This window comes from Nocardia cyriacigeorgica (assembly GCF_010868145.1).
In the GTDB taxonomy this organism is placed as follows: Bacteria; Actinomycetota; Actinomycetes; order Mycobacteriales; family Mycobacteriaceae; genus Nocardia; species Nocardia cyriacigeorgica_D.
In genome coordinates this window covers 1-21,889 of the sequence record NZ_JAAGUY010000026.1, presented here as the reverse complement: position 1 = coordinate 21,889, position 21,889 = coordinate 1, and the positions used below count along the sequence as shown (strand labels likewise).

General features: G+C 68.4%; 14 protein-coding genes, 1 tRNA gene and 2 pseudogenes. 9 read left to right on the top strand and 8 right to left on the bottom strand.

The features are described 5' to 3' along the window. Positions 1–57: 57 nt before the first annotated feature. Positions 58–1,311 carry a PucR family transcriptional regulator gene (locus tag GV792_RS23570; RefSeq protein WP_309139149.1) on the top strand — a complete coding sequence of 418 codons (1,254 nt, stop codon included), beginning with the start codon at positions 58–60 and terminating at the stop codon, positions 1,309–1,311. A 273-nt stretch (positions 1,312–1,584) separates the two neighbouring features. Here GV792_RS23570 and GV792_RS23565 read toward each other — a convergent pair. Next, a tRNA-Leu gene (locus GV792_RS23565) sits at positions 1,585–1,666 on the bottom strand. Between the two features lie 382 nt (positions 1,667–2,048). Between GV792_RS23565 and GV792_RS23560 the strand changes: the two genes are divergently transcribed. Both GV792_RS23560 and acpS read left to right on the top strand, forming a co-directional pair. Next, the gene (locus tag GV792_RS23560) at positions 2,049–11,408 is read left to right on the top strand and encodes a type I polyketide synthase (protein ID WP_163826479.1); all 9,360 of its coding nucleotides are present in this window, start codon (positions 2,049–2,051) and stop codon (positions 11,406–11,408) included. 11 nt (positions 11,409–11,419) lie between these two features. Continuing rightward, positions 11,420–11,857, top strand: coding sequence for a holo-ACP synthase AcpS (gene acpS / locus GV792_RS23555; protein WP_163826478.1), 438 nt, complete (start codon positions 11,420–11,422; stop codon positions 11,855–11,857). 175 nt (positions 11,858–12,032) lie between these two features. Here the strand turns inward: acpS and GV792_RS23550 are convergent, their stop codons facing one another. Beyond that, positions 12,033–12,653 carry a TetR/AcrR family transcriptional regulator gene (locus GV792_RS23550; RefSeq protein ID WP_256668475.1) on the bottom strand — a complete coding sequence of 207 codons (621 nt, stop codon included), beginning with the start codon at positions 12,651–12,653 and terminating at the stop codon, positions 12,033–12,035. A gap of 359 nt (positions 12,654–13,012) precedes the next feature. Here GV792_RS23550 and GV792_RS23545 point away from each other — a divergent pair, with 359 nt between their 5' ends. Next, positions 13,013–14,269: a hypothetical protein gene (locus tag GV792_RS23545; protein WP_163826477.1), complete on the top strand. Its 1,257-nt coding sequence runs from the start codon at positions 13,013–13,015 to the stop codon at positions 14,267–14,269. Between the two features lie 19 nt (positions 14,270–14,288). Here GV792_RS23545 and GV792_RS23540 read toward each other — a convergent pair whose 3' ends face one another. Together GV792_RS23540 and GV792_RS23535 are read right to left on the bottom strand one after the other, a co-directional pair. Then, on the bottom strand, positions 14,289–15,077 hold the full coding sequence (locus GV792_RS23540) for an ABC transporter permease (RefSeq protein WP_163826476.1): 789 nt from the start codon (positions 15,075–15,077) through the stop codon (positions 14,289–14,291). A gap of 27 nt (positions 15,078–15,104) precedes the next feature. After that, the gene (locus GV792_RS23535; protein ID WP_163826475.1) at positions 15,105–16,082 is read right to left on the bottom strand and encodes an ATP-binding cassette domain-containing protein; all 978 of its coding nucleotides are present in this window, start codon (positions 16,080–16,082) and stop codon (positions 15,105–15,107) included. 123 nt (positions 16,083–16,205) lie between these two features. On the opposite strand from GV792_RS23535, the gene GV792_RS23530 reads away from it, so the two are divergent. Beyond that, entirely contained in the window at positions 16,206–16,934 is a 729-nt protein-coding gene (locus GV792_RS23530; RefSeq protein ID WP_163826474.1) for a TetR/AcrR family transcriptional regulator, read from the top strand. On the opposite strand, the gene bcp is transcribed toward GV792_RS23530, so the two are convergent. Next, positions 16,935–17,405 carry a thioredoxin-dependent thiol peroxidase gene (gene bcp, locus GV792_RS23525; RefSeq protein WP_163826473.1) on the bottom strand — a complete coding sequence of 157 codons (471 nt, stop codon included), beginning with the start codon at positions 17,403–17,405 and terminating at the stop codon, positions 16,935–16,937. It abuts the gene before it with no gap. A gap of 179 nt (positions 17,406–17,584) precedes the next feature. On the opposite strand from bcp, the gene GV792_RS23520 reads away from it, so the two are divergent. After that, positions 17,585–17,806, top strand: coding sequence for a DUF3618 domain-containing protein (locus GV792_RS23520; RefSeq protein ID WP_163826472.1), 222 nt, complete (start codon positions 17,585–17,587; stop codon positions 17,804–17,806). 72 nt (positions 17,807–17,878) lie between these two features. Here GV792_RS23520 and GV792_RS23515 read toward each other — a convergent pair whose 3' ends face one another. Then, on the bottom strand, positions 17,879–18,178 hold the full coding sequence (locus GV792_RS23515; RefSeq protein WP_163826471.1) for an excalibur calcium-binding domain-containing protein: 300 nt from the start codon (positions 18,176–18,178) through the stop codon (positions 17,879–17,881). Positions 18,179–18,494: 316 nt separating this feature from the next. On the opposite strand from GV792_RS23515, the gene GV792_RS23510 reads away from it, so the two are divergent. Beyond that, positions 18,495–20,564, top strand: coding sequence for an acyltransferase family protein (locus tag GV792_RS23510; protein ID WP_175583102.1), 2,070 nt, complete (start codon positions 18,495–18,497; stop codon positions 20,562–20,564). 62 nt (positions 20,565–20,626) lie between these two features. Beyond that, positions 20,627–21,130 carry a MarR family winged helix-turn-helix transcriptional regulator gene (locus tag GV792_RS23505; RefSeq protein ID WP_163826469.1) on the top strand — a complete coding sequence of 168 codons (504 nt, stop codon included), beginning with the start codon at positions 20,627–20,629 and terminating at the stop codon, positions 21,128–21,130. A gap of 6 nt (positions 21,131–21,136) precedes the next feature. On the opposite strand, the gene GV792_RS23500 is transcribed toward GV792_RS23505, so the two are convergent. Both GV792_RS23500 and GV792_RS23495 read right to left on the bottom strand, forming a co-directional pair. Next, positions 21,137–21,451 (bottom strand): hypothetical protein, encoded by a 315-nt coding sequence (locus GV792_RS23500; RefSeq protein WP_163826468.1) that lies wholly within the window; start codon positions 21,449–21,451, stop codon positions 21,137–21,139. A gap of 38 nt (positions 21,452–21,489) precedes the next feature. Then, a pseudogene (locus GV792_RS23495) lies at positions 21,490–21,828 on the bottom strand (transglycosylase SLT domain-containing protein); the annotation flags it as partial. On the opposite strand from GV792_RS23495, the pseudogene GV792_RS30465 reads away from it, so the two are divergent. Beyond that, positions 21,824–21,889: pseudogene (locus GV792_RS30465) on the top strand (transglycosylase SLT domain-containing protein); the annotation flags it as partial. The pseudogenes GV792_RS23495 and GV792_RS30465 overlap by 5 nt on opposite strands.

The window sequence follows — 21,889 nt, the reverse complement described above, 5'->3', positions numbered from 1 at the left end:
TGAGCGCGTGCTCGCATTAGTGTTCGTTGCGTAGTACAGGTGACAGGGAGGTCACTCGTGACGATCGAGAATGCGATTCGCCCCGGCCGCCGGACTCCTGGTGGGCCGATCTCGCCGCCCGTGCGTGATGCCCGCCGGTTGTCCCGCAGGCTGGTCGATCACCTGGCCAGCTCGGTTCCGCCGTTCACCACGTTCAGGGCGGAGGTGATGGCAGGGGAGGTGGCGGCATTGGTCCGGGCCTGTGTTGAGTGGTCGATTCAGCGCATGAACGGCGACAACGAGCCGGCCCCCGCCGACCGGCTCAATGACGCGGCGGCCACATGGGCCAGGGACGGCATCCCCATCGACGCGGTATTGCACGCCGTCCATGCGGGTTTCAAGGCGGGCCTCGACCTGTTGTTCGCGCGGACCGATGCGAACGGGAGCGACGACATCGTCGAGGGCACCACCGCCGCACTGGAATTGCTGAATCTGATCACTTCGACGGTCAGCAAGGCCTACGTCCGCGAGCACCGCGCCGGCGCCGCCGAACATCACACCGCCGTGCACACGCTCACCTCCGCACTGCTCGGCGGCCATGCGACCTCGAAGATGGCGCGCGAGTGCGGTATTCAGATCGCCGCCGAATATTTCGTGCTCGCGGTCTCGCTGCCGTCGCATCCCGACGAGGGCCATCCACGACTGGATCCGCACGTCGTCGCGCGCCGCAAGCTGCGCCGGGTCCAGGCCGCGCTGGCCGACCAGTTCGGTGATACCGCGTTATCGCTGCTGTCGGTCGACGGCGGCACCATCTTGGTCCCCTCCACTACCTGCGCCGAATCCGAGCTCGACGATATGGTGCGCACGCTGGCGGAGGCGGCGCTCGTGCCGATTCGCGCCACCATCCTCGCCGCGGCCGCGGATGACGTGGCCGCCGCCGCGGACCGTGCCCACGACCTGCTCGACACCGTGCACCAACTCGGCCGCGGCCCCGGTCTGTACCGCTTCGCCGAGCTGGCATTGCACTACCAGCTCACCCGCCCCGGCATCGGCCGCGACATCCTGCACGCCCGCCTGGCGCCGCTCGATGATCACCCCGAGCTGATGGAAACCCTGCGCGTGTTCTTCAGCATGGACCTCAACCGCCAGCGCACGGCCCGCATCCTGCACGTGCACCCCAACACCGTCGACTATCGCCTGCGCCGTATCGGCCGGCTCACCGGCCTGGACCTGTCACCGACCGAAGGCCTGTGGTACCTGCGCTCGGCCTTGGTCGCCCGGGTCAGCGGCGATCGCCAGAACACCGCGCTGGGCGATCGCCAACCCGCCTGAGCCCTCGGATCGGTGCCCCCGTGCCGGACGTCGTCGTAGCGATCGAGTTCCTCGGTGGCCTGGACCGAGTGCGGTCTACACCGAATTCGATAGCTGCGCCGCCGATATCGCAAGGCTTGTGGCGGGAATCTGCGCGATAGCCACGCGTGTACCGGCAGTCGGATGAAGGCCTGGTTCCCAGCGCTGAGAATGCGTAACCGCTGGTCGGTGTGATGGGCTGCGTAGCCTCGGAAACCTGCGGACCGCCCTGCGGGACGGTCCGGTCTCGGGTTGTGCGCGAGGGGGGACTTGAACCCCCACGTCCGTGGACACCAGAACCTAAATCTGGCGCGTCTGCCAATTTCGCCACTCGCGCTGATGGTACGACCGTGCAAACTCTACCGGTCTCGGAGCGGATCGCGAAGCTATGGGCTGGCGTGGCGTACTCACGAGTAACCCCACCAGCAATTATAACGATTGCATAACGGCCAATATGAGGGGGACTCATGTTTCACTCGGGCAAACAGCGGGGGGACCTGCGGGTTCAAACATGAGGACGAGTCATGTTTCTCGTCCTTCTGGTACGTCCGTGCAGAAATACTGGACGGTAGCGGGAGGGTGGCGAGGCAAACGTGAGGATTCCCTCATGATTTTGTGCGATCCTCGCCATATCAGGGCCAGTTGGGTGAGGAGTGCCCGCACGAGGACGTGCGGCATCCCCGGACGGCATGTCGCCACGAGAAGGAAGTCGAAGCGTCTTGACGATCAACGAGAGCACCACGGCCGGGACCGGATTTCGCGCACATGCGGGTAGGGGCGCATCCGACGGAACGCGATCGCCCTTGCTGGATCGTCTGCTGAACGGAGCGCCCTATGCGCTGGCGTTCGGCGGTCAGGGTGCCCAGTGGCTGGGTGAGCTCGAGGAGATCGGCCGCGACGCCGCGCTGGAGCCGGAGCTCACCGCGCTGGTGAACGAGTCCGCCGCGCTGCTCGAGCCCGTTGCCGCGCAGTTGCTGGTGGTGCGTCCGGTGGGATTCGATCCGATCGGCTGGATGCTGGAAGACGAGCTGGTCGACGCCGATCAAGGGGAGACCTCGGCGGCGCCCTCGGATCAGGTGCTGCGTTCGGCGACGGTGTCGATGCCCGGTGTCATGCTGACCCAGCTGGCGGCGCTGCGCGCGCTGCGGTTGCAGGGCCTCGACCCGGCCGAGCATGCCCCCGCCGCGATCATCGGGCATTCGCAGGGCCGGCTGGCCGCCTCGGCGGTGGAGGCCGGCGGCACCCGTGATGCCGAACTGCTCGCCATCGCCCAGTTGATCGGTGCCGCAGCGGGATTGGTGGCCCGGCGACGCGGGCTGATGCCGGTGGGTGACCGCTCGCCTATGGTCGCCGTGTCCAATGTCGATCCCGACGAGCTGCGCGCGGTGGTCGCCGAGGTGTCCGAGGGCGTCGATCCCGCGGTTGCCGCGGTGGTCTCGATTCGCAACGGTCGCAGGCGTGCGGTGCTGTCGGGCACCCCGGCCCAGCTGGAGCGGGTGCGCCTGCGGTGCGAGCAGATCCACGCCGAACAGACCAGGGAACGTGACGCGAAGACGCGCGGCGGTTCGGTGTTCGCGCCGATCTTCGAGGACATCGATGTCGATGTCGCCTTCCACCACCCGGCGCTGGCCGACACCGTCGACCTCGTCTCGGGCTGGGCGGGCCAGTGCGGGCTGGACACCGAGCTGGCGGGCTCGCTGGCCGAGCAGATCCTGGTCGATCCGATCGACTGGGTCGCCACGGTGGATGCGGTGGTGTCCGAAGGCGCGGAATGGATTCTCGATCTCGGTCCCGGCGATCTGCTGTCCCGCGTCACGGGCGGCTCGCTGAAGGGCACCGGTGTCGGCATCGTCGCCGCGGCCACCCGTGCGGGTCAGCGCAGCTTGCTGACCCCGGGTGCGGCACCCGAGGTGGCTCAGCCGTGGTCGGCGTTCGCGCCGCGTCCGGTGCGGCTGCCCAACGGCCGGATCGTGGTCGAGACCGCGTTCACCCGGCTGACCGGTCGCTCGCCGGTCCTGCTCGCGGGCATGACACCGACGACGGTGGACGCGAAGATCGTCGCCGCCGCCGCCAATGCGGGCCACTGGGCCGAGCTGGCCGGTGGTGGCCAGGTCACCGAGCAGATCTTCGCCGACCGCGTCGCCGAACTGAAGACGCTGCTGCATCCGGGTCGCTCGGTGCAGTTCAACTCGCTGTTCCTTGATCCGTACCTGTGGAAGCTGCAGCTCGGCGGTAAGCGGTTGGTGCAGAAGGCTCGCGCGGCGGGCGCTCCGTTCGACGGTGTCGTGGTCACCGCCGGTATCCCGGAGCTCGAGGAAGCCGTCGCGCTGGTCGAGGAACTGACCGAGGCCGGGATCACCCACGTGGCGTTCAAGCCGGGCACCGTCGCCCAGATCCGCGCGGTGCTGCGGATCGCCGACGAGGTCCCCGGCTACCCGGTGATCATGCATATCGAAGGCGGCCGGGCCGGCGGGCACCACTCCTGGGAAGACTTGGACGACCTGCTGCTCGAGACCTACGCCGAGCTGCGCTCTCGCGACAACGTGGTGGTCTGCGTCGGCGGCGGCATCGGTACCCCGGAACGGGCCACCGAATACCTCACCGGCGCATGGTCGGCACAGCACGGCTACCCGGTGATGCCGCTGGACGGCGTGCTGATCGGCACCGCCGCCATGGCGACCCTCGAGGCCACCACGGCCCCCGAGGTCAAGCAGATGCTGGTCGACACCCCCGGTACCCCGGACTGGGTCGGTGCGGGCACGGCCACCGGCGGTATGGCCTCGGGCCGTAGCCAGCTCGGTGCCGATATCCATGAGATCGACAACGCCGCCTCGCGGACCGGCCGTCTGCTCGACGAGGTCGCCGGTGACGCGGATGCGGTGGCCGACCGTCGTGCGGAGATCATTGCCGCCCTCGACGCCACCGCCAAGCCGTACTTCGGCGACCTCGGCACCATGACCTACGTCGAATGGCTCGAGCGCTACGTCGAACTCGCGGTCGGCCTTGACCGCCGCAAGGATTTCGACTGCGGCAGCGACCTCGGCGAGGCCATCCTCGACGCCACCCGCTCGGTGTGGCTGGACATCACCTGGCGTGACCGTTTCGCGGAAATGCTGCGCCGCACCGAATCCCGGCTCAACCCCGCCGACCGCGGCGAGATCCCGACACTGTTCTCCGACGACGATCTCGAACACCCGGTCGCGGCACTGTGCACGCTGCGCAAGCAGTACCCGGCGGCCGTCGACACCCTGCTGCATCCGGCGGACGTGCCGTTCTTCGTCGCGCTCTGCAAGACCCCAGGCAAGCCGGTGAACTTCGTGCCGGTCGTCGACGCCGATGTACGTCGCTGGTGGCGTTCGGATTCGCTGTGGCAGGCCCACGATCCGCGTTACTCGGCCGATCAGGTGTGCATCATCCCCGGCACGGTGGCCGTCGCCGGTATCACCCGGGTCGACGAGCCGGTCGGCGAGCTGCTCGACCGGTTCGAACAGGACACCGCCTACTCGCTGGTCCGCGCGGGCGTCGTGCCTGCCGCGGTGGACGCGCGCCGCACCGCCTCGGTGACGGCGGGCGCGATCGACGTGGTGCTGGCAGCACCCGACGTCGAATGGTCGGGTCGTACCACCATCAACCCGGTGCACCGTCTGGGCGATCTTGCCGACTGGACCGTCGACGGTCAGGGTGCCGTGCATCCGCCCACCGGCGCCACGCTGGTCGAAACCTCCGGACCGGTGGCCGAGAACAGCTACCTCGAACTCACCGTTCCGCTGTACGCGGGCAACGTGGTTCGCATCCGGATCTCTGTCCCGGTCTCGGTGTACAACGGCGGTGCGCCGGTCGTCACCGCCGAGGACGCCGACGCCGCCATGTCCGCGCTGCTCGCGGTGGCCGCCGGTCAATCGCTGCCCGAGGTGAAGGGCCGTGTCGCGCACGTCAACCTGGCCTGGACCCCCGACCTCATCGCCGACCACGCCGGCGTCACCGGCTCCGGTCTGCCGCGCAACCTCAGCACGATCGGGCGCACCGTCCCCGACGTCCTGGTCGGCGCCTGCTGGCCCGCCGTGTTCGCGGTGCTCGGAGCCACCCGCACCGAGGCCGCCGAGTCGGTCATCGAGGGCATGCTCGATCTGGTGCATCTCGATCACCGGATCGAGCTGGTGCGCGAATTGCCTACCACCACAAGTATTCTGGTGGTACGCGCCGAATCGACGTCGGTGCTCGACACCGATATGGGCCGGGTCGTCGAGGTCGAGGTCGTTGTCGGTGAGATGCGTGACAAGGGACTCGATGTGGTCCCGCTGGCCCGGCTGAACGAGCGTTTCGCCATCCGCGGCCGCAACGGCTCCGGTGAACTGGCCGATCCGCCGCGCGCGGGTGGTTCGCTGTCGGAGGGCGCCGCCGACACCCCGCGACGTCGTCGTCGCGACGTCACCATCGTCGCGCCGCGCACCATGGCCGCCTTCGCTGCGGTCTCCGGCGATCACAACCCGATCCACACCAGCGATGCCGCGGCCAAGCTGGCCGGCCTCGGCAGCCCGATCGTGCACGGCATGTGGCTGTCGGCCGCGGCCCAGCACGCAGTGTCGGCGCTGGATCCGCAGAGTTCGGTGCCCGCGCGCACGCTGACCGCGTGGACCACACGGTTCCTCGGCATGGTGCGTCCCGGCGCCGAGATCGATGTGCGGGTCGAGCGCGTCGCGGTCGATCATGGCAGCGAGATCGTCGAGGTGTCCTGCCGTACCGGTGGCGATCTGGTGATGACCGCGACCGGACGGACCGCGGCCCCCAAGACCGTCTACGCCTTCCCGGGCCAGGGCATCCAGCGCAAGGGCATGGGTCTGGACGCGCGATCGCGGTCCAAGGCCGCCAAGGAGATCTGGGACCGCGCCGACAAGCACACCCGCGCGGCACTCGGCTTCTCCATCCTCGCCGTTGTTCGCGACAATCCCACCTATCTCAAGGCACGTGGCGTCGAGCACCGGCACCCGGATGGCGTGCTGCACCTGACCCAGTTCACCCAGGTCGCGATGGCTACCCTCGGCGTGGCGCAGGTGGCAGAACTGCGTGAGGCGGGCGCCTTCGTCGAAGGTGCGCTGCTGGCGGGACATTCGGTCGGTGAGTACAACGCGCTCGCCGCGGTCGCCGGGGTGTTGCCGCTGGAGGCGGTGCTCGAGGTGGTGTTCCAGCGTGGTTCGGCCATGCACGAGCTGGTGCCGCGTGATGCCAAGGGCCGCAGCGACTACCGGATGGCCGCGATCCGGCCCTCGCAGTTCGGGCTGCCCGACGACGAGGTGGTCGGCTTCGTCTCCGGCCTGTCCGAGCAGATCGGCGAATTCCTCGAGGTCGTCAACCTCAACCTGCGCGGCTCGCAGTACGCGATCGCGGGCACGGTGGCGGGTCTCGAGCATCTGGAAGCCGAGATCGATCGCCGCCGCACCGAATTCGGCGGTAAGCGCGCGTTCATCCTGGTGCCGGGCATCGATGTGCCCTTCCACTCGACGGTGCTGCGCGAGGGCGTGCCCGAGTTCCGGCACAAGCTCGAACAGCTGTTGCCGCAGGATCTGCACCCGGAGGTCCTGGTCGGGCGCTACATCCCGAACCTGGTGCCGCGGCCGTTCTCGCTGGAGCGCGAGTTCGTCACCGAGATCGCCGAGCTGGTGCCGTCCGAGCCGCTGGCCGCGGTGCTCGCCGACTTCGACTCCTGGGCGCAGCGGCCCGCCGAGCTGTGCCGTGTTGTGCTGATCGAGCTGCTTGCCTGGCAGTTCGCCAGCCCGGTGCGCTGGATCGAGACTCAGGATCTGCTGTTCACCGATACCGCCAACGGCGGGCTCGGCGTGGAGCGCTTCGTCGAGATCGGTCTCGGTGCGACACCGACGGTGGCGAACCTGGCGAGCCAGACCCTGAAGCTGCCCACCTTCGGCACCACCACGGTCGAGGTGCTCAACATCGAGCGCGAGTCCGGCGTCGTGTACTCCACCGACACCGATCCGGCACCGGTCGACGAGCCCGAAGAGGCGCCCGTCGAGACTGCCGCCGCCGCACCGGCCGCCGCCGCGCCTGCGCCGGTCGCCGCACCGGCCGCCTCGGGCGGTCCGCGTCCGGACGACATCGTCTTCACCGCCGCCGACGCCACCCGCGTGCTCATCGCGCTGTGGACCAAACTGCGCATCGACCAGATCGGTCCGGTCGACACTATCGAAGGCCTGTGTGACGGCGTCTCCTCCCGCCGTAACCAGCTGCTGGTCGACCTCGGCGCGGAGCTGTCGCTCGGCGCCATCGACGGTGCCGCGGATGCCGACATGGGCGCTCTCGCGGCGACCGTCGAGCGCCTCGCCCGCACCTACAAGCCGTTCGGTTCGGTGCTCTCGGACTCCATCGGCGATCACCTGCGCAAGGTGTTCGGCCCGTCCGGTAAGCGGCCCGCCGCGATTGCCGAGCGGGTCAAGAAGGTGTGGGAACTCGGTGACGGCTGGGCCAGCCATGTCACTGCCGAGGTGTCGCTCGGCACCCGCGAGGGCGCCAGTGTGCGCGGTGGTGATCTGGGCGGCCTCGTCTCCGGTGCCCTTGGTGACGCCGCTTCGGTCGACGCAGCCATCGACGCCGCCGTGCAGTCGGTGGCCGCTCGTCGCGGCATCTCCGTCGCACTGCCCGCCGCCGGCGGTGGCGGTGGCGCGACGGTGGACGCCGCCGCGCTCGGCGAGTTCACCGAGCAGATCACCGGCCGCGACGGCGTGCTCGCCTCGGCCGCGCGCCTGGTCCTCGAGCAGCTCGGCCTCAGCGAGGAGGTCTCCGCCCCGGAGGCCACCGACGACGGCCTGGTCGATCTGGTGTCGGCCGAATTGGGTTCGGATTGGCCGCGACTGGTCGCCCCCGCGTTCGATGCCCGCAAGGCGGTGCTGATCGACGACCGCTGGGCCACCGCACGAGAGGACCTGGCCCGGCTGTGGCTGGCCGACGACGCCGACACCGCTCAGCAGTCCGTCACGGGCTTCACCGGCGCAGGCGAAGCCGTTGCCGCGCAGGCAGGCTGGTGGCGGCAGCGTGCCATGCACGAAGCGCGTTCGGTGCTGGCGGGCCACTACGGCCGGATTGCCGAGGCCGCCCTGAGCACCGAGGAGCCCGGCGTATGGTCCGCGGATGTCGCCGTGGTCACCGGCGCCAGCAAGGGATCCATCGCCGCGGCTGTCACCGGACGGCTGCTCGGCGGCGGCGCCACGGTCGTGGTCACGACCTCGTCCCTCGACGACAGGCGCCTGGCCTTCTACCGCGAGCTCTACCGCGATAACGCCCGCAACGGCGCCGCGCTCTGGGTCGTTCCGGCGAATATGGCCTCCTACACCGATCTCGACGCGCTGATCGAGTGGGTCGGCACCGAACAGGTCGACAATGCCGGTGGCGCCAAGATCAAGATCAAGGACGCGCTGACCCCGACCCTGCTGTTCCCGTTCGCGGCGCCGCGGGTGGCGGGCGATCTGTCCGACGCCGGTGCCCGCTCCGAAATGGAGATGCGGGTACTGCTGTGGTCGGTTGAGCGACTGATCGGCGGACTGTCGAAGCTCGGCGTCGATCACGATGTCGACGCCACGCTGCACGTGGTTCTGCCGGGGTCGCCCAACCGCGGCCTGTTCGGTGGCGACGGCGCTTACGGCGAGGCGAAAGCCGCGCTCGACGCCGTGGTCGCCAAGTGGCGGGCCGAGAAGTCGTGGTCGACTCGGGTCACATTGGTGCACGCGCTGATCGGCTGGGTGCGTGGCACCGGGCTGATGGGTCATAACGACCCGATGGTCGACGCCGTCGAACAGGCGGGTGTGCAGACCTGGTCTACCGATGAGATGGCCGATGAGCTGCTCAAGTGGGCCACCGGACGGGCCCGCGCAGTCACCGCGGACGGCCCGCAGCAGATCGACCTGACCGGCGGACTGGCCGGCGCCAAGCTCGATCTGCCCGCGCTGGCCAAGCAGGCGCAGGAGGCCGAGGAAGCCGCCGCTGCCGCGTCCGATGCCACCGCGGACGAGGCTCGGCTCATCCCCGCGCTGCCCGCCCCGCCGACGCTTACCTCGGCGCTTCCGGTGCCCGAATGGGGCCGGGTCACCGCCGATCTCGCCGATATGGTCGTGATCGTCGGCGCCGGTGAGCTCGGACCGTACGGTTCCTCGCGCACTCGCTTCGAGATGGAGGTCTCCGACGAGCTGTCGGCCGCAGGCGTGCTGGAACTCGCGTGGACGACCGGCATGGTGGCCTGGGAGAACGACCCCAAGCCCGGGTGGTACGACGCCGAATCCGGTGACTACGTCCCCGAATCGGAGCTGGCCGAGCGGTACCACGACGCCGTGGTAGCGCGCTGCGGTATCCGCCGCTACGAAGACGACGGCGCCATGGTCGACAACGCGGGCCCGCTGATGACCTCGGTGTTCCTCGATCAGGACCTGTCGTTCACCGTCGGCAGCGAGGCCGAGGCCCGTGCCTTCCACGCCGCCGATCCCGAGCACACCGTGGTCACCCCGGTCGCCGAATCGGGCGACTGGACCGTGACCCGCAAGGCGGGCACCGAGATCCGGGTGCCGCGCAAGGCGAAGCTGTCGCGCACCGTCGGCGGCCAGATCCCCACCGGCTGGGATCCCACCGTCTGGGGCATCTCGGCGGATATGGCGTCCTCGGTGGACCGGGTGGCGCTGTGGAATATCGCCTGCACGGTCGACGCGTTCGTCGGCTCCGGGTTCAGCCCGGCCGAGCTGATGAGCTGGGTGCATCCGAGCCTGGTGGCCAACACCCAGGGCACCGGTATGGGCGGCATGTCCTCCATGCGCTCGCTCTACGTCGACAACCTGCTCGGCGAGCCGCGCCCGAATGACATCCTGCAGGAAGCGCTGCCGAACGTGGCGCTGGCGCATGTGGTGCAGTCCTACGTCGGTAGCTACGGCGCGATGGTGCATCCGGTGGCGGCGTGCGCGACCGCCGCGGTGTCGGTGGAGGAAGGCGTCGACAAGATCAAGCTCGGTAAGGCCGAAGTGGTCGTTGCCGGCGGATTCGACGATCTCGGTATCGAGGGCATCGTCGGCTTCGGTGACATGTCGGCCACCGCCGACTCGGCGGCCATGAGCGCCAAGGGCATCAGCGACCGGTACTTCTCCCGTGCCAACGATCGCCGCCGCGGCGGGTTCGTCGAATCGCAGGGTGGTGGCACGGTACTGCTGGCCCGCGGTGATGTCGCCGTGGAGCTCGGCCTGCCGGTGCTCGGTGTGGTGGCCTACGCACAGTCGTTCGCCGACGGTGTGCACACCTCCATCCCGGCACCCGGACTCGGCGCGCTTGGTGCGGGACGTGGCGGTCGGGAATCCCGGTTCGCCGCCGAACTGCGCAAGCTCGGCGTCGGCGCCGACGACATCGCGGTGATCTCCAAGCACGACACCTCTACAGCGGCCAACGATCCGAACGAGTCCGAACTGCACGAACGCCTCGCTGCGGCCATCGGACGCTCCGAAGGCGCTCCGCTGTTCGTCGTCTCGCAGAAGAGCCTGACCGGGCATGCCAAGGGCGGTGCCGCCGCATTCCAGCTGATCGGCCTGTGCCAGGTGCTGGAAAACGGTGTGGTGCCGCCGAACCGGAGCCTGGACTGCGTCGACGAGAAGATGCGCGAGTACCCGCACCTGGTGTGGGCGCGTGAGGCGTTGCGCTTCGGCGACCGGTTCCCGCTCAAGGCGGGCCTGGTGACCTCGCTCGGCTTCGGGCATGTGTCCGGGCTGCTCGCGGTCGTGCATCCGGAGGCGTTCGTTCAGGCGATCGACCCGGACAAGCGCGAGGACTACCAGCGCCGGGCCGAGCAGCGTCAGCTGGCAGGCCGTCAGCGGATCGTCGAGGCCATGTGCGGTGGTGCCCCGCTCTACGAGCGGCCCGCCGACCGGCGCCTCGGCGGCGACGGCACACCCGCGGCGCAGGTGCGCGGACTCGAGGCGGGGATGTTGCTCTCGGGTGAGGCCAGGCTGGGTGCCGACGGTGTGTACCGGATCGGTGGACGTGGTTGCGAGACCGGGCAACTCGTTACCGACGGTTCCGACACCGCCGGGCAGGCCACACCGTAGGCTGCGCGACTGTGACAATCCTCGGAATCGGCTTGGACCTGGTAACCATCTCCGAGTTCGCCGAACAGCTGCAAAAGTCCGGGACGACCATGCTCAGGGAGAGCTTCACCGCGGGTGAGCGTCGATACTGCCAGAGCAAGGGCACCGACCCGGCGCGCAGCTACGCGGCGCGATGGGCGGCGAAGGAGGCGGTGCTCAAGGCATGGGCATCGTCTCGCTTCGCGCGTCGCCCGCAGATCGGGGACAACCCGTATCCGCTGATCGAGGTCGTCAACGACGCCTGGGGCAGGCCGAGCATCAAGTTGCACGGCCTGGCCGCGGAGTTCCTGCCGCGTGCGCGGGTGCATCTGTCGCTGACCCACGACGGCGATACCGCCGCGGCGATGGTGGTGTTGGAAGATCCGGGTGAAATTGCCGATCTGATCGCGGGCCGGGTGCCCGAAAGCTGATCTCTACGCATGGCGCGCATTCGGGTGTCGGTCCGCACGGGCTGTCACCGAATGCGCGCCTTTCGCATTTTCGGAAGTGGTGCGAGATCTCGCGCTGCCGACCCAGGGCGAGGGTGTTCGGCATCGGCTGGTTTCGGCGCCGCGGCCGATCTCCTGCGGCGGCTTCGACGCCGGTTCAGGTCTTGCTGGCCGTGCGCGATTCCTTCTCGGCGACGAGCAGATAGGCGACCATCAGGCGCTTGAGTTCGGCGACGGCGTCGGCATGGCTCTGCTCGTCCTGGACCGAGAAGTTGAGCATCGAATAGACGACATGCACCAGAACCTCGGCCATCATCGTGCGCCGTGCCCGCGGCGTGCGCGGGGTCAACGGACGCAGCATCTGCGAGACGACCTCGGCGAACTCCTTCTCGTGGATCGCTCCGGTGGCTCGCGTGGACGGGGTGGACTGCATCGCCAGCCACACCTCGCGGCGCGACGGGTCGGTCATCCACAGGCCGGCCATATGGTCCACGAACTGGTTCATATGGCGCAGCCAATCCAGCGAGGGGACCTCGCCGTGGAAGTCGGCCAGTTCTCGAGAAACCGCGACCAGGTCTTGTCGATTCAGCTCGCAGACGATGACGTACTTGTTGGCGAAGAACTGATACAGGGTGCCGATCGGCACCTCGGCTCGCGCCGCCACCTCTTCACAGGTGAACGATTCGAACCCGACCTCGACGAGCAGTTCGCGCGAGGCCTGCAACAGGGCGTCGAACTTGCGTTTGCTGCGCTCCTGGGTCGGGCGCTTGCGCGGCATGAGCTCCTGCGGGTCGTCCTGCAGATCCAACGCAGGGTCCAGGCGTCGTTTCGACCTGGTCTCCGTGCGCACGTCCACGTATCCAGGCTAGCGGTACCCGCTCCTCCTCGGCACACGACCGCTGTTCCTGGTGATTGAAACTGGTATTCGTCACCTCCCATCCGTACCTCCTGTGGTATCGAACACATACCAAGGGCACGTGCCTTCGGCGGGTGTTCAGGGCAGGGATCCAGGGGAAATGCAGGGAAATCTCTCCAGGCTCACGGGTTTCGGCGAGTCCGTGAGCCGGTGGCGGCACAGGGAAGGCGTGAACTGTGGTAGCTCGATCCGAATCAGCTCGATCTGTCATTACTCTCGGCGTGTCCACAGAGCGTGGTGCAGTACACGCGGTTGCCCTCGGCGAGGAAGGCGCGAAGTTATCCGACCGGGTGCTGCTGCACCGGGTCGCCGCGGCAGAGGGCGACGGGAAGGCCGAGTTGGCCGAGACCGTGTCACGGGCATTGGATCGGATCGCTGCCGAAATCGGCTCGTCCGGTGAGATCGCGGGCATCGCGGTGGCCTACCGCGACGCCGCCGAACGCCGCGCGATCGTCACGCGGCTCGCGTCGGGGCCGTGGCGCAGCGCCTCGATGGTGTCAACCAAGTCCGCGCATCTGAGTGTGGCCGGGGCGATGACCTGGCTCAACGAGTTCGACAATCTGCTGATCTGTGAGGTCGTGCCCGGGTATCAAGCCTTCACCCTTGTGGATCCCGGCCGCAGGCGAGTGCTCGCGGCGACGGGCCATTCCGGCGCCGCGGTCACGATGGACACCATGCGCGCGGCGGTCACGGTGGCGCGCGATCAGCTCGACGCCGCCGAAGTCCGCCCCGATGCCGTGGTGCTGATCGGCTCGGGTGCCGACCAGCCCGCGGTCACCGGGGCGGTCGCCGGGTTCGGTGCGCCGGTGATTCCGTGCATGATCGCCGGATCCGCACCAGCCATCGGTGCCGCGCTGTTCGCCATGGAGGATCTGGTCGATGTCGTGGTCCCGATCGAGCAGGCCCGTCGCCAGCGTGGTGGCGGCGTCGCACTGGTCGCCGTCGCGGGTGTGCTGGCCAGTGGCCTGGCCGGGGGAGGGGTCTATCTGCTGAGCCAGCAGAATCGGCACTCCGGCCCAGCTGCCACCGACGCGATGTCGGCCGCGAACTCACATACCGTCGACGCCGAGGGCACCGATGTCGCCCGCCCGAGTGTCCCGGCCCATCCACCGCATGCCCCGGTACGTGCGCCCGAACCCATCGCCTTCCAGCCGAGTTCGGCGACGATGGTCCCGGAGACCGGGAGCCTGCACACCACCCCCCGCCCCCAGTTCGCGGCCCCGCAGTGGAATTCGTGGCCGGAGGAAGGCCGTGTGCCCCTGGTTCCGGCGGAACCAGAAACCGCACCCGCCGCGTGGGATCCGAGCCGCAATTCGATCGTCCCGGAACCGCAGGTGAAGGTCGGCGAACCGCACGGATTCCTGTTCCCCGGCGAGTCTCCACCGCCGCCGCCCTTCACCGCCGAGTCCTACGCCTGGTGGAGCGAGCATGTGCGCATGCTCGCCCAATGGGCCGCCGAGCAGGTGCTGCCGAGCTGACCGGCGGCCGTCGAGCGGCTCAGTTCATCGTGCGCCGACGGAACAGCACGCGCGCCGAGAGGTAGCCGGCCAGGGCGATCACCGCACACCAGACGATCGCGAGTACCGCACTGTTGCCGATCGGCGTGCCCATGAGTAGTCCGCGCATCGTCTCGATCACCGGTGTCACCGGCTGATGCTCGGCGAAGGCATGCAGCCAGGTGGGCATCGATTCGGTTGGGACGAACGCGCTGCTCACGTACGGCAAGAACATGAACGCGAAGGTGAATCCGTTCGCGGCCTCCGGGTTGCGGGCCAGCAGGCCCAGCGCCGCCGCGACCCAGGACAAGGCCAGGACGAACATCGCGATCACCGCGATGGCAGCCGACCAGCGCAGCGGATCCCCGGTGGGCCGGAAGCCCAACGCCACCGCGACACCGATGACGATGCCGGTCGTGATCAAATTGCGGATCACGCTCTCGGCAACATGTCCGGTGAGTACTGCGGATCGGGCGATATCCATCGTCCGGAAGCGGTCGATGATGCCGTTCTGCAAGTCTGTGGCGAGGGCCGGTGCGGTCATCGCCGCTCCGAATCCCGCGCACAGCAGAATGATTCCCGGCACGACGTAGTCGATATAGGCGCCGGGACCCACCTCCATCGCGCCACCGAACACGTAGACGAACATCAGCAGGATCACCACCGGCAGCGCGATCGTCATGATCATGGTGTCCGGACTGCGCAGGGTGTGGCGGATATTGCGATCCAGCATGGTGCCGGAATCGACGGCGGCGCGCACGGTGCGCGCGGCGGGGGACAGGGTTGTCATCGTCATCTCGTTTCGGTGCGGGCGCTGTCAGGCAGCGGATTCGGCATGGGTGGGGTGGCCGGTCAGCGCGAAGAAGACATCGTCGAGATCCGGCAGGTGCACGGTCAGCTGATCGACGGCGATATCGAGATCGTCGAACCGGTTCAGCAGGCGCTTCACATCGCCCGCATTGCCGTCCGAGGGCACCTGCAAGGTCAACTGGTCGATATCGACGAGGGCGTGATCACCCGCGGCCACGACACGGTCGTCGATGGCGCGGGCGGCGGCGGCCAGTAGGTCGCGGTCGGCGAAACGAAGCCGGATATGGCCGCCGGGGGCCAGCTGTTTGAGTTCGTCTGGCGTGCCGTCGGCGACGAGCTTGCCGCCGTCGAGTACCGCGACCCGATCCGCGAGCTGATTGGCCTCTTCCAGGTACTGCGTGGTCAGGAAGATGGTGGTGCCGTCGGCGGCCAGCCGTTGGATCACCTGCCACAGATCGCGTCGGCTGCGCGGATCGAGGCCGGTGGTCGGTTCGTCGAGGAACACGATGCGCGGGTCGCCCATCAGGCTCATAGCCAGATCGAGACGGCGGCGCATGCCGCCGGAATAGGTGCCTGCGCGGCGGCCCCCCGCATCGGTCAGGTCGAATCGCTCCAGCAGTTCGGCGGTGCGGCGCCGGATTTCGGCGCGGTCCAGGTGCAGCAGCTTGCCGGTGAGGTGGAGGTTTTCGACGCCCGTCAGAACGTCATCGACCGCCGAATACTGGCCGGTGACGCCGATGAGCCGGCGCACGACCTCCGGTTCGACGGCCACATCGTGTCCGAAGACGTGAGCCGCGCCCTGATCCGGAACGCTGAGGGTGGCCAGGATGCGCACGAGCGTGGTCTTGCCGGCGCCGTTGGGGCCGAGCAGCGAAAAGACTGTTCCCGCGGCGATGTTCAGGTCGATGCCGTCGAGCACCACATGATCGCCGAACGACTTGCCGAGGTGCTGGAGCGAGAGCGCGGGTGGGAGGTGGGGAGTCATCGAATCTCCGATCGAAACTGTTTATGATCTAAACTTAGTTTATAGAATAAACAGTTGCTCAGCGCAAGGGAAGGGCTGGCGACCGCACGGATAGAGTCGACGCGAGCAAAGGAGGGTGAACGGATGACGTCCGGGGAACGCGCGCTGCCGAGGTCGGTGGAACTGATGTGGGGGCTCGAGCAGCCGGGTGGCCGCGGCCCGAAACGCGGGCTGAGCCTGGATCAAATCCTGGAGGCGGCGATCACCGTCGGCGATGCCGAGGGATATGCGGCCCTGTCGATGAACCGGGTCGCCCGCGAGCTCGGCTTCACGGCCATGTCGCTGTACCGCTACGTCGACAGCAAGGCCACGCTGGTGGAGATGGTGCTCGACCGCGTCGTCGGGTTGCCGCCGGAGATCGAGCCCGGTGGGTCCTGGCGCGCCGGCCTCACGGTGTGGGCACGCACCGAATACGAGGTCCTCGGCCGCCACCCATGGACGTTGGATATCCCGCTCGGGTCACCGCCCTTGGGACCGAACAATATGGCGTGGCTGGAGGCCGGCCTCGGCACCATGCGGGATCTGCCGGTACCGGAGGGAGTCAAGCTTCAGCTGGTGATGAATATGTCGCTCTATGTGATGGGTCGGCGCCGGATGGCTCGCGACATCGCCGCCGATGTCGATTCCGATGCCGATTTCACCGAGCCGCTGCGGCAGTTGCTCGACCCGCAGCGGTTCCCGGCATTGCTGTCAGCGCTCGCCAACCGCGCCTTCGATGAAGAGGACATCGACTGGGATGCGGCGGATTTCGAGTTCGGGCTGGAGCGGCTGCTCGACGGCTTCGAGAGCTTCCTGCGCGGTTTCGAACGCTGACTAGACCGACAGATCCCGCCGCAACTTCGCGACATGGCCGGTGGCGCGGACGTTGTACTGGGCCACCTCGATCTTGCCCGCCTCATCGACCACGAAGGTCGAGCGGATGACGCCGGTCACCTTCTTGCCGTACATCATCTTCTCGCCGAACGCGCCCCACGCCGTCAGCACGCTGCGTTCGGGGTCCGACAGCAGGGGGAAGTTCAGGCCCTCGTTATCGCGGAACTTGGCCAGCTTGGCCGCCTTGTCCGGGGAGATGCCGATGACGTCGAGGCCCGCACCGGACAGCTCGCCCAGGTTGTCGCGGAAATCGCAGGCCTGCTTGGTGCAGCCGGGGGTGCTCGCGGCCGGGTAGAAGTACACGATCACCTTGCGGCCGCGGTAGTCGGCGAGCGAGACGTCGTTGCCGTCGGCATCGGGCAGGGTGAAATCGGGAGCGGTATCGCCGGGGGAGAGACGGTTGTCGGTCACCACCGAACCGTAACCGAAGGCCATGCCCGCGACCGCGGATACACTCGTCGGCGAGCCCTGGACCGGCCCGCGTACGACGGCCGGGCGGGGGTCCGCGAACTTGCCGCGCACCGCGCGGCGACGCACGACACAGCACCGGACCGCGCGCAGGCGCGGCGATCGTCTACAGGAGGCGCCAAGTGGCAAGGGATACCGAGCGGATCGAGCAGGAGATCGAGGCCGCGCGGACGCGACTGGCCAGCACGCTGGACGAGATCGCGGTGCGGGCCGATCCGCAGCGGATCGCCGACGACACCAAGCAACTGGTTGTAGCCAAGGTCAACGAGCCCAAGGTGAAGTACACCCTGATCGGTGCCGGTGTGCTGCTGGCCGGGCTGGTGCTGATCAAGATCTTCCGCTGATCGCGGCCGGACCCGAAAAGACGAACACCCGGTCGGCCGAAGCCGCACCGGGTGTTCGTCTTTTCGAGCGTGTCAGACCGTCGGGCACGCGAATCCGTCGCCGTCGGGATCCAGATGCGGGCCGAAACCGGGTTCGCCACGGAAGATCGGCGCCCGGCCCGCTGCCTTGACGTCCTCGCAGTTGGCGAAGGCGCCACCGGCCGAGCCGGTCTGCGCGGTCCCGGCGGAGCCGGTGGCGGCCGAGCCGGTGTCGGCGGCGGACGAACCTGTGCCTGCGGAACCGGAAGGGGCGGGGACGGCCAGCGCGGCGGGCGCCGCGAGGAGGGTCAGTCCCGCGACGGCGACGCTGACGGTGAGCCGGCGAACGTTCATGTATTCCTCTATGTCTGCTGCAGTGGAGTTGGCGCTCTCGAGTCCGAACGCCGCATCCACTGTTGTGACGACCCACGCACTTGTCAACCGGGTGGCACCGAAATGCCAGCCGCGACCGGCGGTTCTGCGTCGACGACCAGGGGCGACACGGTGCTGGGACGAAGTTCGGTGAATTCCGGTGAAACGGCCGGTTGTGGTAGGGATCTTGCAACGAGCGTCGCGCGCCCGGTACACGGGCGAGCGAGCTGGAATCGGGAGAGGGCAGTTGGTACGGATCAGCGAGGGCACGGCGGTCGCCACGGCGGCCGCCGCTTCGATGCCACGGGACGCGAAAACTGCCGACTACCGTGTGGATCTGGATGGTCTGCGCGGTGTAGCGATCGCGTTGGTGGTGGCGTTCCACGTTTGGTTCGGCAAGGTGTCCGGCGGTGTGGACGTGTTCCTGGTGCTGTCCGGGTTCTTCTTCACCGGTATGTTGCTGCGCCGCGCCGAGGGGGACGGCGGGATCGGCCTGTGGCAGACCTTCCGCCGCACCGCCCGGCGGCTGCTGCCCGCGTTGTTCGTGGTGCTCGCGCTGGTCGTGGTGATGACCGTCGCCGAACATCCCTACACCCAGTGGGCGGATATGTCGGGCCAGACCGTGGCCTCGGCGCTGTACTACCAGAACTGGTATCTGGCCAACGCCGCCGCCGACTATCTCGCGGCCGATCCCTCGGTGAGCCCGTTGCAGCATCTGTGGTCGATGGCGGTGCAGGGGCAGTTCTACGTGGCGATCACACTGCTGCTGGCCGCGGTGGCCTGGATCTGTCGCCGCTCCGGGCGCCGGTGGGCGGTGCGTCCGGTGGTGGGGGCGCTGGCGGTGGTGCTCGGTATCGCTTCCTTCGTCTATGCGGCGCTGGGCTCCGGCTCGTATCAGGAGTGGATCTACTACGACAGCGGTGCGCGGGCGTGGGAGCTGCTGGTCGGCGCCTTGCTCGCGGTGGTCGTACCCTTCCTGCGGGTTCCTGACCGGCTGTGGGCGAAGGTGACCATGTCGCTGCTCGCGGCCGCAGGCCTACTGGCCGTGCTGACCTGCGGAATCCTGTTCGACGGCGCCCGTCAGTTCCCGGGGCCCGCGGCGCTGTTCCCGGTGGGTGCGGCCGTCGCGTTGATCCTCGCGGGTCGCAGCACCGAATCGGGCTGGAAGCCCGCGGTCTCCAAGCTGCTGGCCACCAGGCCGATGGTCGAGCTGGGCGCCGTCGCCTACGCGCTGTATCTGTGGCATTGGCCGCTGCTCATCTACTACCTGATCCAGACCGACACCACCGAGGTCACACTGCGGGGCGGGCTGCTGATCATCGGACTGTCGCTGGTGCTGGCGGTGGTGACCAACCGGCTGATCGAGGAACCGCTACGGCTGCGGTCGGGCGGATCGGTCACCTCACCGGTCTGGTTGCGTCGCGGTGCCGCGGTCGCGGTGACTGTCGTCGGTGTGCTGGTGCTCGGTGTGTCCGGGTTCTGGCAGGGAGTACTGATCAACAACCCCGCCCGTCCCATCGGGGCGCTCGATCCGGTGGTGTATCCCGGTGCCGAAGCGCTGCTGGCCGGCGCAACGGTCCCGCCCGCCCGGGTGCGTCCCTCGGTGCTCGAGGCGCCGGGCGACCTGCCCCCGTCCACTATCGACGGTTGCATCTCCGACTGGTTCACCACCGAGATCACGACCTGCGTCTACGGTGATCCCGGCGGCGCGCGGACCATGGCCGTGGTCGGCAATTCGCACGCCGAGCACTGGCTGCCCGCGCTGGACGCGCTCGGTCGCGCGCATGGGGTGAAGGTCGTCGTCCTGCTGAAGATGGGCTGTCCGCTCAATCTCCGTGAGGACGCCAAGTATCGCGGACTCGATATTCCGGACTGCCGCGATTGGTCGCGGGCGGTGGTCGATCGGCTCGGCGTCGAACAGCCGGACTGGGTGTTCACCACGGCGACGGAACCGGAGTGGCCGATCGGCGGCGACAAGACGCCCGACGAGTTCGTCGAGGTGTGGTCGGCAATGGCCGAGCGCAATCTCGAGGTCATGGCCATCCGTGACACGCCGTGGCTGCGCAACGACAAAGGCACCAGGTACCGCGCGGTCGACTGCCTTGCCGCCGGCGGCGACGCCGAGAACTGCGGCATCGCCCGCCGTGAGGCGCTGTCTGCGGTCAACCCGGCCATCGAGCCTGCCGCGTCCTTCCCCAATGTGCACCTGCTCGACCTCAGTGATGCGGTGTGCGGCCCGGAGGTCTGCCGGGTCGTGGTGGGCAATGTGCTCGTCTATCACGACGAGCATCACCTCACCGCCAGCTACGTCCGCACCATCACCCCGGAGCTGGAACGCCAGATCGGCGCGACAACCGGCTGGTGGTGAGCGAGGCCGCACCAGCCGCGCAATTGGTGTCTATGTCAACCAATTGTCGATAGCATCGGGTGGTGGTCCGATGGCTGAACGACGAGGAACAAACCACGTGGCAGGCCTACATCCTGTTGCGGCAGCGCATGGATGCGGCGATCACGGCGGGATTGGCGGCCGACGGGCTGTCGATGGCCGATTATGAGCTGCTGGTCCCGCTCTCGGACGCTCCGGACGGTTGTCTGCGGGCCAAAGAGCTCGGGGCGAAGGTGTGCTGGGAGAAGAGCAGGCTGTCCAAGCACCTCGCGCGCATGACCACGCGCGGACTCGTCGAGCGGCGGCCGGTGGCCGATGACGCCCGCGGCGTCCTGGTGCGGTTGACACCGCAGGGGCGTGCGCTGCTCGCTCGTGCGGCGCCGCATCATGTGGCGCTCGTCCGGGAGATGTTCGTCGATCACATCACCGACGAGGAGTCACGGGCGCTGCGGGCGCTGTCGGCCCGCGTCGCCGAGCGCTCGCAGCGCGAGGGGGTGGGACCTGGCGCGGAGTTCGCATCGCCTTCGAGCGACGCCGAAGCGGTGTGACCGGCGTCAGGACCATGGCGTGATCGGTGGCTTCACCCACAACAATTTCTCGTCACGGTGCGCACGCAGGGCCGCGGGATGATCGGGATGCCGATCGGCCCAGGCGTCCTTCTCATCGAGTAACGCCGCCACCGACTGCCAGGTCTCATCGGTGCTCGGCGGATTGGTCTGTGCGGCTCGGGCCAGTTTGCGCCGCAGTGCCGTGGACATCGCCAGCAGCTCTGCGCCGGAGATACCGCGCTCCCAGATGAAACCGGCCAGGCGCCGCGCCTTCTCGGCGCGGCTCCTGGCCGCAGCGTCGGAGTGGGCGTAATCGGCCATGGCGCAGTGTACGTCGGGCCGGTGACGCCGGGTCCGGGTCAGTACGCGCTGTTGACGTTGTCCATCGAGCCGTAGCGGTGCGCCGCGTAGTTGCAGGCGGCCACGATGTTGGACACCGGGTTCCAGATGTCGAACGGGGTGCCGTCCACGTGGTAGGCGGCGAAGGTGGGGTCGATCACCTGCAGCAGGCCCTTGGACGGGATGCCCGCGGCGGCGTTGGAGTCCCACAGGTTGATCGCCTGCGGGTTACCGGTGGACTCACGCATGATGTTGCGCATGATGCCGTCGTAGGAGCCGGGGATGCCTCTGGCGGCCATGATGTCGAGCGACTGGCGGATCCAGCCGTCGAGGTTGTCCGGGTAGACCGGCGGCGCGGGCATCCCGTCCAAGGGCCTGCTGCAGGTGATCGACCCCACCTTCGCCGCCTACCACGTGGAC